This is a genomic window from Guggenheimella bovis (assembly GCF_054492335.1).
In genome coordinates, this window is the sequence record NZ_JBQWTF010000001.1 from 918,143 (window position 1) to 933,190 (window position 15,048).

At 43.8% G+C, this 15,048-nt stretch carries 17 protein-coding genes; 2 read left to right on the top strand and 15 right to left on the bottom strand.

Annotated elements, in window-relative coordinates:
• Positions 1–9: 9 nt before the first annotated feature.
• Both ACUB3H_RS04495 and ACUB3H_RS04500 read right to left on the bottom strand, forming a co-directional pair.
• Positions 10–327 (bottom strand): hypothetical protein, encoded by a 318-nt coding sequence (locus tag ACUB3H_RS04495; protein ID WP_459129466.1) that lies wholly within the window; start codon positions 325–327, stop codon positions 10–12.
• Entirely contained in the window at positions 324–1,217 is an 894-nt protein-coding gene (locus ACUB3H_RS04500; RefSeq protein WP_459129467.1) for a selenium metabolism-associated LysR family transcriptional regulator, read from the bottom strand. Before ACUB3H_RS04500 ends, ACUB3H_RS04495 begins: the two co-directional genes overlap by 4 nt.
• 69 nt (positions 1,218–1,286) lie before the next feature.
• Here ACUB3H_RS04500 and iadA point away from each other — a divergent pair, with 69 nt between their 5' ends.
• Complete coding sequence (gene iadA, locus ACUB3H_RS04505) at positions 1,287–2,390, top strand: beta-aspartyl-peptidase (protein WP_459129468.1); 1,104 nt, start codon at positions 1,287–1,289, stop codon at positions 2,388–2,390.
• Here the strand turns inward: iadA and ACUB3H_RS04510 are convergent.
• The 10 genes from ACUB3H_RS04510 to ACUB3H_RS04555 all read right to left on the bottom strand — a co-directional run bounded on the left by ACUB3H_RS04510 (position 2,358) and on the right by ACUB3H_RS04555 (position 12,307).
• On the bottom strand, positions 2,358–2,897 hold the full coding sequence (locus tag ACUB3H_RS04510; RefSeq protein WP_459129469.1) for an SGNH/GDSL hydrolase family protein: 540 nt from the start codon (positions 2,895–2,897) through the stop codon (positions 2,358–2,360). The two genes, iadA and ACUB3H_RS04510, sit on opposite strands and share 33 nt — an antisense overlap.
• Before the next feature lie 166 nt (positions 2,898–3,063).
• Positions 3,064–3,828 carry a SigB/SigF/SigG family RNA polymerase sigma factor gene (locus ACUB3H_RS04515; RefSeq protein ID WP_459129470.1) on the bottom strand — a complete coding sequence of 255 codons (765 nt, stop codon included), beginning with the start codon at positions 3,826–3,828 and terminating at the stop codon, positions 3,064–3,066.
• Between the two features lie 7 nt (positions 3,829–3,835).
• The gene (locus tag ACUB3H_RS04520) at positions 3,836–4,228 is read right to left on the bottom strand and encodes an ATP-binding protein (RefSeq protein ID WP_459129471.1); all 393 of its coding nucleotides are present in this window, start codon (positions 4,226–4,228) and stop codon (positions 3,836–3,838) included.
• Positions 4,228–4,548, bottom strand: a complete 321-nt coding sequence (locus tag ACUB3H_RS04525) for an STAS domain-containing protein (protein ID WP_459129472.1) — start codon at positions 4,546–4,548, stop codon at positions 4,228–4,230. The genes ACUB3H_RS04520 and ACUB3H_RS04525 overlap by 1 nt, the downstream gene beginning before the upstream one ends.
• A complete protein-coding gene (gyrA, locus tag ACUB3H_RS04530) occupies positions 4,538–7,027 on the bottom strand; it encodes a DNA gyrase subunit A (RefSeq protein WP_459129473.1) in 2,490 nt (829 codons plus the stop codon). The genes ACUB3H_RS04525 and gyrA overlap by 11 nt, the downstream gene beginning before the upstream one ends.
• 9 nt (positions 7,028–7,036) lie before the next feature.
• Entirely contained in the window at positions 7,037–8,929 is a 1,893-nt protein-coding gene (gene gyrB / locus ACUB3H_RS04535) for a DNA topoisomerase (ATP-hydrolyzing) subunit B (protein ID WP_459129474.1), read from the bottom strand.
• Positions 8,922–9,992: a DNA replication/repair protein RecF gene (gene recF / locus ACUB3H_RS04540; protein ID WP_459129475.1), complete on the bottom strand. Its 1,071-nt coding sequence runs from the start codon at positions 9,990–9,992 to the stop codon at positions 8,922–8,924. The genes gyrB and recF overlap by 8 nt, the downstream gene beginning before the upstream one ends.
• Before the next feature lie 83 nt (positions 9,993–10,075).
• The gene (locus ACUB3H_RS04545) at positions 10,076–10,600 is read right to left on the bottom strand and encodes a chromate transporter (RefSeq protein ID WP_459129476.1); all 525 of its coding nucleotides are present in this window, start codon (positions 10,598–10,600) and stop codon (positions 10,076–10,078) included.
• A complete protein-coding gene (locus tag ACUB3H_RS04550; protein WP_459129477.1) occupies positions 10,597–11,127 on the bottom strand; it encodes a chromate transporter in 531 nt (176 codons plus the stop codon). Before ACUB3H_RS04550 ends, ACUB3H_RS04545 begins: the two co-directional genes overlap by 4 nt.
• Positions 11,111–12,307, bottom strand: a complete 1,197-nt coding sequence (locus ACUB3H_RS04555; RefSeq protein ID WP_459129478.1) for an MFS transporter — start codon at positions 12,305–12,307, stop codon at positions 11,111–11,113. Before ACUB3H_RS04555 ends, ACUB3H_RS04550 begins: the two co-directional genes overlap by 17 nt.
• A 158-nt stretch (positions 12,308–12,465) precedes the next feature.
• Here ACUB3H_RS04555 and uraA point away from each other — a divergent pair, with 158 nt between their 5' ends.
• Entirely contained in the window at positions 12,466–13,725 is a 1,260-nt protein-coding gene (uraA, locus tag ACUB3H_RS04560) for a uracil permease (protein ID WP_459129479.1), read from the top strand.
• A 23-nt stretch (positions 13,726–13,748) separates the two neighbouring features.
• Here the strand turns inward: uraA and ACUB3H_RS04565 are convergent, their stop codons facing one another.
• Genes ACUB3H_RS04565 through ACUB3H_RS04575 form a run of 3 tightly spaced genes read right to left on the bottom strand, consistent with a single transcriptional unit; the run spans position 13,749 to position 15,013 of the window.
• The gene (locus ACUB3H_RS04565) at positions 13,749–14,120 is read right to left on the bottom strand and encodes a hypothetical protein (protein WP_459129480.1); all 372 of its coding nucleotides are present in this window, start codon (positions 14,118–14,120) and stop codon (positions 13,749–13,751) included.
• Positions 14,107–14,787: an orotate phosphoribosyltransferase gene (gene pyrE / locus ACUB3H_RS04570; protein WP_459129481.1), complete on the bottom strand. Its 681-nt coding sequence runs from the start codon at positions 14,785–14,787 to the stop codon at positions 14,107–14,109. The genes ACUB3H_RS04565 and pyrE overlap by 14 nt, the downstream gene beginning before the upstream one ends.
• Complete coding sequence (locus tag ACUB3H_RS04575; RefSeq protein ID WP_459129482.1) at positions 14,777–15,013, bottom strand: RNA-binding S4 domain-containing protein; 237 nt, start codon at positions 15,011–15,013, stop codon at positions 14,777–14,779. Before ACUB3H_RS04575 ends, pyrE begins: the two co-directional genes overlap by 11 nt.
• Between the last annotated feature and the right edge of the window lie 35 nt (positions 15,014–15,048).

Below are 15,048 nucleotides of genomic sequence, written 5' to 3' on the forward strand. Positions count from 1 at the left end.
TGTTTCTCCTTATTTAAATATTGAAAAGATCATAACGATTCCTATGAGGGTTAAGATAAAACCTATATAGCGAAGCGGAATCCAAAGGATCGTATCGAGGTTTTTAAACTTTGTTCTCGTACCACTCACGGGATCGATGTACACTTTTTCAGGTGTCGAAAGAGGGAGTGATCTAAGTAATACCCACTGTAGTACGCCTGCACCGAGAAAGAAGACAGCGAGGGCGATCTTTTTTCCTATAAAGGGTGAAAGCGCGAGGGATACGAGAAAGGAAGCGACGATCAAGAGAAGACCGATCTTTCCTCTTCCCCTTAAAAGGCCCTTCATTTGATTTCTCCCATAGAGAGGACAAAATCCTGGAAGCGTCTTTCAAGCACTGAAAACTCTTTCTTCTTATTGTAGACGAAGTAGAAGCTCCTTGTAAACTTCAAATTTTCAATTTGTATGGCTTTTAGGGTGCCTTTTTCCAATTCATCTTGTACGGCAATTTTTGATAAAAAGCTATAACCTAGACCGTGCTTCACCATCTCTTTAATAGCTGTAGCATTCTCACAGCGACAGGTCACATTACCACTTTCTAAAGAGACTCTCTCGCGATTTAAGATCGACTCAACGGCCGTGCGATGACCACTTCCCTCTTCACGTAATATGAGTGGAAGGGTTTGAAATTCCTGAAGAGTCACACTGTTACGTTCTTCGTTGGAAGGCCCTAGAAAGAGAATCTCATCCCTCGAAATTTCAGTGTAAGAGAGATCTGAGTGGGACTCTTTCACGCCAGTAAAGCCGAAAGTGATCTCATCGCTCTTTAGCATCTCAATGACTTCCTGACTGTCAGAATGCCTTAAGCTAAAGGTGATCTCAGGTTCAAGCTTTTTGAATCTTGCCACGATCTCTGGAATGAGGTACATTTCAGGAATACTCGATGCATGAATTTCAATTTGACCCTTTAGATTCACCCTATTCTTGTTTATTTCATTGACGAGTGTCTTCTTTTTCTCTAACACTTCTTTTGCGTAGTCGTAAAGCAGTCTTCCCTCTTCTGTCAGCTGGATTCCCCAGCTATTCCTTTGAATCAAGACGACATGCAACTCATCTTCTAAACTCTTTAGGTGGTTCGATATGGTAGGTTGTGCTAAATAGAGGCTCTTTGCTGCATCAGAAAAGCTCTCAAAATTCACGATCGCAACGAATGACTCTAACTGTCTGTAATCCATCATGACCTCCTTTTACTAAATATTATATCAAACCGTTTGTCTTATGCTAGACTACCCTTGAAGGAGGTAAAAATGCTTACAATCATTAAAAATGTCGATGTCTACGCTCCAGAACACCTGGGAAGAAGAAATCTTCTTTTAAGCGAAGCAAAGATTGAAAAAATAACGACGGAAGAAATAACTTTGACACCGAGCGAGGGTGTTCAAGTAATCGATGGAAGTGATTTGATCCTTACGCCTGGCTTTATCGACCTACACGTACATATTACGGGAGGCGGTGGAGAGAGAGGTTTTGCATCTCGCGTAAAAGAAAGTGAAACGAGAGAATTTCTAGAAGCTGGAACAACGACTGTCCTTGGACTCCTAGGAACGGACTCCATCACGAGAAGCTTAGAAAATCTCCTCGCTAAGAGTGAAGCCTTAAATGCAGAAGGCATGAGAAGTTTCTTTCTAACAGGTAGTTACTCCTACCCTTCAAAGACGTTAACAGGAAGTGTCGAAAGAGACCTCTGTCTCATAAAAGACTGTGTCGGCTGTAAGATCGCTATAAGTGATCACCGCGACAGTAAAATGACCTTTGAAGAGCTCTTTAAGCTCGTGGCAGAAGTGCGTCTAGGTTCGATGCTCTCTGGTAAAGCTGGCCTTTTAACACTCCATCTAGGGGATGAGGAGAAGAAAATTGACGACCTCCTAAAGATCGCTGAGATCGATAAACGCTACGTAAAGCACTTCTTACCGACACACATGGGAAGAAACACCGAATTATTAACCGCGGGATTAGATCTCATAAAGTGCGGTGGAAACATCGATATCTCCACGGATGACGACCCGAAAGCACTAGAAGAACTCTTAAGAAACGTCCTTCAAATCTTTGATCCTACGACGTTCCCCTCACTGACTCTTTCTACGGACGCCTATGGTTCAATCGCACGCTTTAACGAAGAGGGAGAGTGCATCGGATACACTTACGCAAAGCCCACGGGGCTACTAAGTGCTTTAAGGATCCTCGTAAATTTAGGACTTCCTCTCTCAGAAGCCCTACCCTTTGTAACAAAAAACCCCGCTCAAAGACTTCAGATGAAGCTGGGCGAGGTCAAGGAAGGATACCTTCCCGATCTACTTCTTTTTACCAAAGATTTAAACTTAGAGCGTGTGATCCATAGAGGCCTTCTCTAAGCGCTCTGAAATCTCACTCGCTACCCTTTCTGCCATGGCTTTCGTTAGATGGACGCCATCGACCGTATAGGGGATGCCTTTTTCGTAGAGCTCCTTTTCCATCTCGTAGAGATCGATGAGTTCTGCATCGAGTTTTCTTGCAACTCTACGAATACTTTCTGATGGGATAGAAGTATCCACGAGTGGTGTAAAGGGAAGCGTAAAGAGCATGAGTCTTCCTTTGTAGTCCTTTAAGCGATCGAGGAAGACTTCTTCAAAGTCTTCTTCTTTTAGAAGTTCAAAAATGGTCCCAAGGCCTTGGCTTCTAAAATAGAGATCATTAAAACCTAATTCTACGACGAGGTAATCGATGTGCTTTCTTTCATACTGGCTTAGCCTTTTAAAGCCATGAAGAACGGTATCTCCATTTTGACCTCGGTTGACCTTTTCTTCTTTCGTCTCTACGAGATCGACAAACTGATAAGAGAGATCCCCTCTCGTGAGACTGTCACCTAAAAATAAAATCATAGATCTCCTTAACGTAAAACACCTGCCTAGTTAGGCAGGTGCTTTTCATTCTAAAAGGTTTTGATGGAGGTTGTCACTACGTAAACTATAGTAACCCAAGAGATCTTCAAATGAAAGTCTCCTTACGAACCTTTAACCACCTTTTAACTAGATTGATCTCTTCCGTTTACGCTTCGTTCAGTTTTAGGAATTCCTTCTTGAACTTATAGAGTATTTTCTTTTCGAGTCGAGAGATCGTCATCTGCGATACGTTTAATTCTTCGGCGACGGCAATTTGCGTCTTCTCTTCGAAGAATCGATCGTAGATTATTTTTCTTTCCATGGGATTGAGCTTTTTCATCATGTACATGATGAAGTCCTGATTGTTGATTGATTCAAAAACCTTGTCGTCTTCACCAATGATGTCCATCAAGCGAACGTTTTTGTCGTCGCTAGATGATTCAATTTCGATATCTAAGCTCTTCGGTGTGTAGACCTTTGAAGCTTCCATGGCTTCAATGACAGCTTCTTCTGTGACATCGAGATAACTTGCAATATCTGAAACGAGTGGAGGACGGTTTAGTTCTCGGTAGAGCTTGTCTTTCGCAAGCGATACTTTCTTTGAAAGCTCTTGAATGCGTCGTGGGACACGAATGGTCCACCCCTTATCTCGGAAGTATTTTTTAATCTCACCGACGATGGTAGGCGTAGCAAAGCTCGTAAATTCGAAGCCTTTTTCGACATCAAAGCGCTGTACTGCAAAAAGCAGTCCTAAGGAAGCTACTTGATAGATGTCCTCGTATTCTATGCCTTTATTGATATACTTCTTTGAAAGGATCTCTGCGATATAAAGGTGACGCTTAAAGAGCTCATCGCGGATTTCTTGCGACTGCGTCTTTTGGTATTCACGAAAGAGGTTTTTGGAATCAACACCTTTAAATGATTGTTCCATTTTTCCTCTATTTCTTTTTCGTCATTTGGATTACAGTGCCTTCGTTTGTGGAAGAAGAGAGCTTCACTTCATCCATTACAGAATCGATGATAAAGAGGCCTAATCCACTTCCATCGTAAGCTTCAAGGTCGACGGCTCCGAGTCTTGAGGTATCAAAGCCAGGACCACGGTCCTTGATGGAGATGGAGATCATCTCTTGATCGAGTTCGATGTGCATGTCGATCGAATCGGTTGACTTTCCGTGGATGACGGCATTATTACAGGCTTCACCGACGGCTAAGCGAATGTCTTCGATCTTTTCTACATCAAAACCAGCGACTCCTGCTAAGCTCGTAGCAAGTAGGCGCGCTGCGATGACGTATTCTTTGTTCGCAGGAAGCGTGAAAGAAAAGCGTTCCATCATTCCTCCTTCACTAAAAAGACTTTATCAAGTCCAGTGATTTTTAGGAGTTTTACAATACTTGGTTTTGCACCAGCAATAATGAGGTCGTTGTTCTCTACTCTTAGGCGCTTAACGATACCGATGAGCATTCCTAGACCCGTTGAATCGATATAATCGAGTTCCTCTGCATTAATGATGACGGTGCGGTTCTTGTCTTCGATGATGTCGATGAGCTTTTGCTTGAGTTCAGCTGCTGTGTCGATGTCGACCTCACCGATGACTTTTACTTCCCAACGATCTTTTTTTTCTGAAAAGAGACTTCGAATTTTAATAGCCATACGAATCTTCCTCCTCTTTTAATTCTGTATCCAATGGTTCCTCGCGTGGTTCTTCAAGTTCTTCTTCGATCTCAAGGGCCTTCGTTCCTCCGATCAATTGCTCCCCTTCTGGAAGACGCATGATGCGAACACCTGATGTATTACGTCCGATGACACTGACGTCACTCATGCGGACGCGAATGACGACGCCTAAGGAATTGATGAGTAGAATCTCATCTCCCCTGTCAACACAAGCACTCGAAACGACAGGACCTGTCTTTTCTGAGATCTTATAGTTTAAGATACCCATTCCGTTACGACCTTGCGTACGATATTGATCGGGTTCTGTAAGTTTTCCATACCCATTTTCTGTAATCGTAAAGATAAAGGTATCGGGTTTAATGATGTCAAGGCCGATGACTTCGTCACCTTCGCGTAGTCGAATGGCTCGTACACCTCTCGTTCCACGACCAAGAGTGCGCATCGTCTCTGGTGAGAATCGAATGGCTTGACCGAGCTTCGTTGCGACAAAGAGGTCGAATTTGGCCTCTGAAAGACGAACACTAATGATTCGATCATCTTCGTCGAGATTCATAAACTTCAAACCACTTTGACGATTCGTATCGAGATCCTGTAGACGTAAGCGGTTAATCATACCCTTCTTGGTTACGGCTACGATGAAGCGTTCGTCGAAGTCGTTTACAGGAAGGATGTTTGTAACGCTCTCTTCGGCTTCAAGCTGAAGGAGGTTTACAATCGGTGTTCCCTTCGACTGACGCGTCGATTCAGGAATCATGTAAGCCTTCTGACGGTAAACTTTACCAAGGTCCGTAAAGAAGAGTAAGTAGCTATGAGTCGAGGTACTGAAGATATCTAAGACGAGGTCTTCATCTCGCATCGATAGTCCCGTAATACCGCGTCCACCGCGATTTTGTGCTTGATACGTCTCTTGGTCGACGCGTTTTACATAGCCACGCTTTGTTAGCGTTACGATCGATTTCTTTTCGTCGATCAAATCTTCGTCCTCGATGTCATCGAGGTTCGCTTCGATCGAAGTCCTTCGTTCATCGTTATACTTGGCCTTTAGAGCGTTTAAATCGTCCTTAATGATACCCATGAGTAGGTTCTTATCACTGAGTACGCTCTCATAGAAGGCGATGGCCTCTTGAAGCTCTTTGAGTTCGTCGGCGAGCTTATCGTATTCGAGACCTTGAAGACGAAGTAGTTGCATCTGTAGAATGGAGTTTGCTTGAATTTTACTGAAGCCAAACTCGTTCATGAGTTGTTCTTTAGCATCGTCGTAGGCACTGCGGATGACGCGAATGATTTCATCGATGATATCGAGTGCCTTTAAGAGACCCTCTACAATATGGGCACGCTCTCTCGCTTTTTCGAGATCGTATTGGATGCGTCTCGTCTCGACATCTACCTGGTGCTCAATGTACTTTTCTAGGAGCTGTTTTAGGTTAAAGGTCTTCGGAACGCCTTTATCGAGTGCGATAAAGATCATCGAGAAGGTGCTTTGTAGTGGCGATAGCTTATAGAGCTGATTTAAGATGACATTGGGGTTCGCGTCACGACGAAGTTCGATGATGATGTTTACGCCATTTCGGTTCGATTCGTCGCGAAGCTCCGTGATGCCGTCGATCTTCTTTTGTTTTACGAGATCGGCGATCGATTCGAGGAGCTTGGCCTTATTCGTCATGTAAGGAATTTCTGTTACGACAATTCTGAATTTTCCATTCGACTGCTCTTCAATCGTCGCTCGCGATCGAATTTTAAGTCTTCCCGTTCCCGTCTTATATGCTCTTCGCATGGACTCACGGCCCATGATGAGAGCACCCGTAGGAAAGTCTGGTCCCTTAATAATCTCTAAGAGTTCATCGATCGTAAGATCGGGGTCATCGATGAGGGCTGTCGTGGCATCGATCACTTCACCCATGTTGTGAGGAGGAATCGAAGTCGTCATACCGACGGCGATACCCGTCGAACCATTCACTAAAAGGTTCGGAAAACGAGAGGGTAGAACCCAAGGCTGAAGCTGTGTCTCGTCGAAGTTTGGATACATGTCGACGGTGTTTTTATTGATATCTCGAAGGAGTTCGCTTGCAAGTCCACTCATTCTCGCTTCGGTATAACGCATGGCTGCTGGCATGTCACCGTCCATGGAACCGAAGTTACCGTGACCATCGATTAAGGGATAGCGCATGCTAAAGCTTTGCGCTAAACGAACGAGTGATCCGTAGATGGCACTGTCACCATGGGGATGAAAATTACCCATGACTTCACCGATGATGGTTGCCGATTTTCTATGCGGTTTATCACTCGTAAGGGATAGCTGATTCATGGCATAGAGGATACGTCTATGAACAGGCTTTAAACCGTCACGGACGTCGGGAAGAGCACGTGCTGTAATGACCGTCATCGAATAGTCGATGTAGGCCTTTTCCATGGTCCTCGCTATGTCAGCGTGCTGTATTTCGTCTCTAATTTCTTCCACTTGATCCTCCTAGATATCGAGCTCTGCGTAAGTGGCATTCTCTTGAATAAAGAGCCTTCTCGGTTCTACGGCATCACCCATGAGCGTAGAGAAGATGCGATCGGCTTCTACGGCGTCGTTAATCGTGACCTTTAAAAGAATGCGGTGCTGTGGATCCATGGTCGTGTCCCAAAGCTGTTCTTCGTCCATTTCTCCAAGACCCTTATAGCGCTGTACCGTTCCCTTTTGCTCATCTAAAATTTCCTTGAGCTCTACGTCAGAGAAGGCATAAGTGATCTTTTTTCCACTCTTTACGCCAAAGAGCGGAGGCTGTGCGATGTAAATATGTCCCTTTTCGATTAAAGAGGGCATGTAGCGATAGAAGAAGGTCAAAAGGAGTGTTCGAATGTGACTTCCATCGACGTCGGCATCGGTCATGATGACGATCTTATGGTAGCGAAGTTTCGTGACATCAAACTCCTCTCCTACACCGACGCCAAAGGCTGTGATCATATTTCGAATCATCTCAGAGTTTAAGATGCGATGGAAGTTTGCTTTTTCGACGTTAAGAATCTTACCCCGAAGCGGAAGTACAGCTTGATACTTAGAGTCTCTAGCACCCTTTGCACTGCCGCCTGCACTGTTACCCTCGACTAAGAAGATCTCGCTCTTTGAGGGATCCTTTTCGGAGCAGTCCCAGAGGGCTCCTGGTAAGCTAAAACCATCTAGAAGACCCTTTCTTCGAGTGATCTCGCGGGCACGCTTAGCAGCTTCTCTAGCCTTCGCTGAGCGGATGCACTTATCGACGATGATCTTCGCTTCGGAAGGGTTCTCTTCTAAAAACTGTGTGAGCATCTCACCTGTAATGCTATCGACCGTTGAACGGACGTTGGAGTTACCTAATTTTGTCTTCGTCTGACCTTCAAATTGAGGCTGTGAGACCTTAACGGAAACGATCGCTGTGATACCTTCACGAATGTCTTCACCGAGGAGTGCTTCCTCTGACTCTTTTAGCATGCCTTTTTTTCTAGCGTAGTCGTTTATGGCTCTTGTGAGTGCTGTCTTAAAGCCCGTGAGGTGTGTACCACCCTCGATCGTATTGATATTATTTACAAAGCTAAAGATGTTTTCGTTGTACTGGTCAGTATATTGAATGGCTATTTCGACTTCGGTGCCTTGTTCATCGGCATTGTTCTTATCGCCGTAGATAACCGACTGATGGAGAGCCGTCTTCGATTCATTGATGTAGTTGACGAATTCACGAAGTCCTCCCTCGTAACAGAAGTCATGGGACTTTTCTGTCCTTTCGTCAGTAAAGACAATACGGATGCCTTTATTTAAAAAGGCCATCTCACGAAAACGATTTTCGAGCGTCTTATAGTCGTAATCGAGCGTCTCAAAGATCGTTCCGTCGGCTAAAAAGCGCGTCGTCGATCCCGAGCGATCGGTTGTTCCGATGATGTGCATCTCTTCCGTCGTCTTACCGCGTGAAAAAGCGATGCGATAGATCGAACCATCCTTATGGACATCGACCTCCATCCTTTCACTTAAGGCGTTAACAACTGAAGCACCGACACCGTGAAGACCGCCCGAAACCTTGTATTCGTTATTATTAAACTTACCACCGGCGTGAAGCACCGTATGAATGACTTCAACCGCTGGCTTTTTAAGCTTCGGATGAATATCGACAGGCATTCCACGGCCGTTATCCGAAACCTCTACCGTATTATCTTTTAAAATCGTAATCGAAATGGTATCGGCAAAGCCATTGAGCGCTTCGTCAATGGAGTTATCGACAATTTCATAGACGAGGTGGTGAAGTCCTCTCGGTCCGGTGGAACCGATATACATACCTGGTCTCACTCGAACAGGCTCTAACCCCTCGAGGACCTCGATCTTATCCGCGGTATAATCATTAACCAAAATAGCCTCCTACATTTTTTCCCGCTTCAATCTCAATGAGATTGGCTGGTAGCTGTATCTTTCCAACATCGGTGGTGCTTATGAGCACTTGATGGTTCTGTACGTGTTCTAAAATTTGTTCTTGACGAAGTTCGTCGAGCTCACTAAAGACGTCATCCAAGAGGATGATCGGCGATTCCTTTGTCTGACTTTCGATAAAAGGAATGAGCGATAAGAAGATACTTAGGGCAGCGGAACGTTGTTGACCTTGAGAGCCGAACCTCCTCACATCGATTCCATTTAATTCCACGCGAAAGTCATCGAGGTGAATGCCCTCTGTCGTCGTTCTCATGCGTAGTTCTTGGCTTCTCTTTCTCTTTAGGCGTTCACTTAAAGAAAACTCGGAAAAACCATCGGATTCATAACTTAAAGCGAGTTCTTCTCGTCCAGAGCTGATCTTACGATGCGTCTCTTTTGCGACTTCAGCGAGTTTTTGAAGAAAATCTTTTCGCTTTTCAAAGAGAAAGGCATTGGCTTCGCTCATACCCTCGTCGTAGACACTCAGAAGCGTCTCATCGACACGTTCACTTCGAAGCAGTGCATTTCTTTCAGAGAGTAGCTTTTGATAGCGAAGGAGCTTATAAAAGTAAGTTTTTGAAAGAAAGGAAATCTCTCGATCTAAAAAATCTCTACGTTCGGAAGGACCTTCTCGAACCATCTTTAAATGGTCTGGTGAGAAGAGAACCATAGGAAAATTCCCGAAGAGCTCTGCTCTCGAGGAAAAGCTTACTTGATTGATGTGAAAGAGATGGCTTTTTTTGTCTAATTGATAGCGAAAGTCCTTTTCTTTTCCAAAGGACTCAAAAATGAGCCTCAGTTCCATTCGCTCTTTTCCGAAAGAGATCATATCTTTCGTTCTTGAAGTACGAAAAGGCTTTCCTGTACAAGCGAGGTAGACGGCTTCTAAAAGATTCGTCTTTCCTTGTGCATTTTTTCCTATAATTAAGTTGATATTTGGATCAAAAGAAAAAAATTCATCTTGATAATTTCGAACTTGATATAAACGTGCTTTTAATAGCTTCATCCCACCCTCTTTATACAGTATTATTATAGCATTTTTTTATTGATTTTTCAATAAAAAGAGCCCTTTTAAGAAGGGCTCTACGGTTAGGCTAAAGGAAGGATTAAACTGACTAAAAAACCTGCCATTAAAAAGAAAATGGGATGGATTTTTGGGAACTTTCGGATGAGAAAAAAGAGGAGTAAAAAGAGGGATAAAGGAATGACCTTTAGGCTCGCTTTGGGATAGATAGAAAAGAGAGCAGCTAGGATTAATCCGGCACTGACGGCTCTTAGTCCATAGAAGAGATCCTTTATGGTCTTTGATTCTTTATAAGCATTCAGAACTCGTATGAGTAGAAAGACGATGATCATAGAAGGTACGACCATGATTAAGGTCGCAAGGATACCCCCGACGATCCCTTCTGCTCTTAGGCCAGAGAAGGTTGCCATGTTGATACCGATCGGTCCAGGGGTCGATTCACTAATCGCGATCATGTCGACGAGTTCTTCTTTCGTAAACCAGTCGTAGCGTTCGGCCATCGACTGTAAGAAGGGGATCGTCGCTAAGCCTCCTCCGATCGAAAAGAGGCCGGTGATAAAGAATTCCCAGAGGAGATAGAAAAAGTTCATTTCACTCTCCCTATTACAATGCTTACGAGTCCTCCGACGAGAACAAGTAGTGCAGGATTGATGGAGCTAAAGAGAATCAGAGAAGCACTCACGAAAAAGAGGATCAAGGTGAAGATGTCCTTGACTCCTTTTTTCGCCATCTTTAGAAGTGCATCTAAGACGAGAGCGCTCACGGCGATTCGAATACCTACCATGCCTCGTGCGACGATAGGCGATGTCATGAGCGGTGTAAAGAAGTAGTAGACGAGGGTGATAATAACAATCGAGGGAGCGACCATTCCTAAGACGGAAACAAGGCTCCCCTTCTTTCCCATCGCCTTGTGACCGATGAAATTGGCAGTGTTCACTGCAATGATTCCAGGTATCACTTGACCGATGGCATAGTAATCTAAAAGCTCTTCATTAGTGACCCACTGATTTTTATCGACGCATTCACGCTCGAGTAAGGGAAGCATCGTATAACCTCCCCCGAAAGTGAGCATGCCGATCTTAAAAAAGCTAGTAAAGAGCTTAAAGAGATCGTTCATTCTTAGGTCCCTTTCTCTTGTCGTAAAGAACCATGAAAAAGTTCATAATGAGCGTTACGACCATGGCATAAAAGAGCGAATGATAGCCAAATTGAACGGATAAAACACTTCCTACGGCAGGTGCTAGTGCCCAGCCCAAGCCACCTACGAGTCCTAAGTAACCGAAGAGCTGTCCGCGGTGCAAGGGATCGACGCGTTCTGTTGAAAGGGATGTGAGTAGTGGCTCGATTCCTCCGATAAAAAAGCTTAAAAGAATGTAGAAGATGACAAATTCCCAGAAGCCTTTGTTTACAATGAGATAGCCATTGATCGCAATGACAATCGCAAGGAGGATGAGTACAACTTTGCTCTTCGACCACTTATCACCGAGTCTCGAGAGCGTAAAACCACTTAAAGCCGTCGCTAAGCTAATGCCCATAGCGACATTACCGTTAATTCGAATGATTCCTTCTTTGCCGTGAAGTTCCTCGAGATAAAGCGGCATAAAGGGCGGAAAGAGACTACGTAAAAAGCGGAGTAAGAGGAGTACGACGAGAATAATACCGACGCTCTGAAACATTGTCTTTAGTGTCGTGTTCTTCGTGTCTGACTTCTTAATTCCATAAGTCGATGGGTCCTCGTGAATAAAAAAGAGCGTCATCAGTGCACCAATAAGCATAATGAGCGCACCAATGTAGAAGGAAGCTCTAAAGCCTAAGGATTCGGCACAGATTCCACCTAAAAAGGGTCCAATGGAAAAGCCTAAGAAGTTCGCAGAACTCAGGACTCCTAAGGCATAGCTCATGTGTTCTTTCGGGGAATTAGATCCGATAAAGGCATTGGCTGCACCGACGGTTCCTGTAAAAAAGCCTTGAAGTGTACGTAAGCCTAAAAGCATCCAAGCACTCGTCGAAAGACCCATTAAGAAAATGATGATAGAGGCTGAAAACATCGCTCGAAGCATCATGAGTTTTCTTCCCTTTAGGTCTGCGAGTCTACCCCATACGGGTGCCATAAAAGCCATGCTTAAAGCCGGTGCCATGCTGAGTAGTCCCGTAAAATATTTCAGTGTCGTAGGATCAATGACTCCTAGATCTTCTTTTAAAAAGTACGGCATAAAAGGCAGACCAAAGCCGAAGGAGATCTGGCTTAAAACCTGCCCTGTCCATACGATATATAAATTTCTCTTCCATTTTTCCATATCATTCTCCTCGTCTATTATACAAAACTTCTCTTCTTAATCCAATAACGAAGTATTCTTTCCTTGTTTCTTGTCTTTTTTTTTGGTATTATTGACCAAGAAACTCTGTTTTTTTCTCGAAAAATCAGGTTTTTTTTTGCCTAAATTCCGGAGGTTTTATGAAAAAAGTCTATCAAGTTGAAGAAAAAGTTCCTGCAAAACTTCTCCTGCCACTCTCACTTCAACATACCTTTGCGATGTTCGGTGCGAGTGTCCTCGTCCCCTTGATCTTTCAGATGGATCCAAGCGTCGTGCTCTTCATGAACGGTATCGGAACGTTCCTCTTTATTCTCATTACCAAGGGAAAAGCTCCTGCATACCTCGGTTCTAGCTTTGCTTTTTTAACACCAGCTGGCGTGATCATTGCAAAATACGGATTTAACTACGCTCAAACGGGCTTTATCGCCGTCGGTCTACTCGGTTGTGTGCTTGCATTTATCATTTATAAATTTGGTATCAAGTGGATCGATACGGTACTTCCTCCGGCTGCAATGGGTGCTGTCGTTAGTCTCATCGGTTTTGAACTGACACCGCTAACGGTTCAGGGTGGTGCGATCGGCGCAAACATCATGGTAGAAAACTCTACACCGAATGATCTCATCGTCTTCTTTGTCACCCTACTCATTGCTATTTTAGGATCTGTCCTCTTTAGAGGTTTTCTCTCAGCAATCCCGATTCTAATCGCTATCATTGGCGGTTATATCACATCGCTCGCTTTAGGAATGATCGATTTCACACCCGTTCTTACGGCTAAATTCTTTACGATTCCCCACTTCCAGCTTCCAAGCTTCAACTGGGACAGTGTACTCATCATGCTACCCGTACTCTTAGTCATTACGAGTGAACACATCTCTCACCAAGTCGTTACTTCAAACATCATAGGACGTGACCTTCTAAAAGATCCTGGCCTTCATCGTTCGATCTTTGCCGATAACTTCTCTACGGCTCTTTCAGGACTTGTCGGTGGTGTACCTACGACAACGTATGGAGAAAACATCGGCGTCATGGCGATTACAGGAGTCTATAGTGTTCAAGTCATTGCAGGAGCAGGTCTTATTAGTATCATCATGGCCTTTATCGGACCTGTAGCTGCTCTCATTCAAACGATTCCCGGCAATGTCATTGGCGGTGTCACCTTCTTACTTTACGGAATGATCGGAACGAGCGGCATTCGTCTTCTCGTCGATGCTAAGGTCGATTACTCGATCTCTAAGAACTTAATTCTTACTTCTGTCGTTTTCGTTTCTGGTTTAAGTGGTCTTACACTGAAATTTGGAACGATTGAATTAAAGGGAATGGTTCTTGCAAGCGTCGTCGCAGTCGTACTAAGCTCTTTCTTCTATCTCTTTGAAAAGCTCGGTATTATGAATCAGCAATAAAAAAAGCCCTAGGGGCTTTTTTTTTACCTTCGATACCATTTGAGTGCTAAAAAGTCGAGTACTAAAATCGGAATCGGAAGAAGTGTTGGATACTGGAATCTAAAACCTAAGAAGAGCGGTACGAGCATGATAACCGTAAAAATCGTACTTAATTCATAGCGCTTTTGTGAATAGAGCTCTCGAATTAAGACCGTAAATAAAAAAGCTAAAATCATCATGACGGGATCGCTAAAAAAGAAGATTCTCCACTCATCTGAAGTGATCGTAAGCATCCTCGCACTATCCATCTGATCGACGGTAAAGCGAAGGACGAGTCTTAAAAAGAGGTAGATCGTGAGCGAAAAGCTAAAAATCCAGTGCCAAGTTTGAAGCTTACCTTCTTCAATTTTCTCCATTTTTTGCGCGCTCCGTTCCATAGAGAGCTAAGTATGCTTCGATGCGTTCCTTCATCTCATCATCGATATAGACTTTTCCATTCACTTTTCTATTGTAGAGATCTTTAATAATTTCTCGAATCGTAACGACAGGATAGACTTTGATCTTTAAGAGTTCTTCAATCTCTTCGATGGCTGACTGATCGGTCGTTCCCTTTTCCATGCGGTCGACTCCAATAAGGATGCCATCTACTTTTACGTTGTATGGCTCTAAAAGAGCTAGTGTTTCACGGATCGCCGTACCTGCTGTAATGACGTCTTCAACGATCACTATCGAATCGTTCGCTTCGAGTTTTTTTCCTACAAAGACGCCTCCCTCACCGTGATCCTTTACTTCCTTTCGGTTAAAGGTGACATCTAGGTTATACGTATCACTTAAAGCGATACTTGTAGAAACGGCGAGCGGAATACCTTTATAAGCAGGACCATAGAGGACGTGATTTCCATTAAAGTGTGCCTTATAGTTTTCTGCATAGTAGCGACCAATGCCAGAAAGCGCACTGCCGCTTTTGATATTTCCAAAGTTTAAAAAGTAAGGCGTCTTTCTACCGCTTTTTGTCGTAAAGTCACCGAATGTAAGAACATTCGAAGCGAGTAGAAATTCGATAAATTCACGCTTATAGTTCATTCGTAACTCCTATAGTCTCTTTAATGGTATTGATTTCATCCGAATACTCGACTTCGACGGTATCACCCTTTCGAATCTTCTTTCCTCTCATCGTGCATACCTCTCCATTGACCTTAACAAAGCCCTCTTGAATGAGGTGCTTTGCAAAGCCACCCGTATCTACGACATTGGCGTATTTAAGTAGCGAATCGAGTTTAATAAATTCTTCTTTGATCGTAAGAATCATGAATTCTCCTTTTAAAAAAGCATGGATTCTTCCAT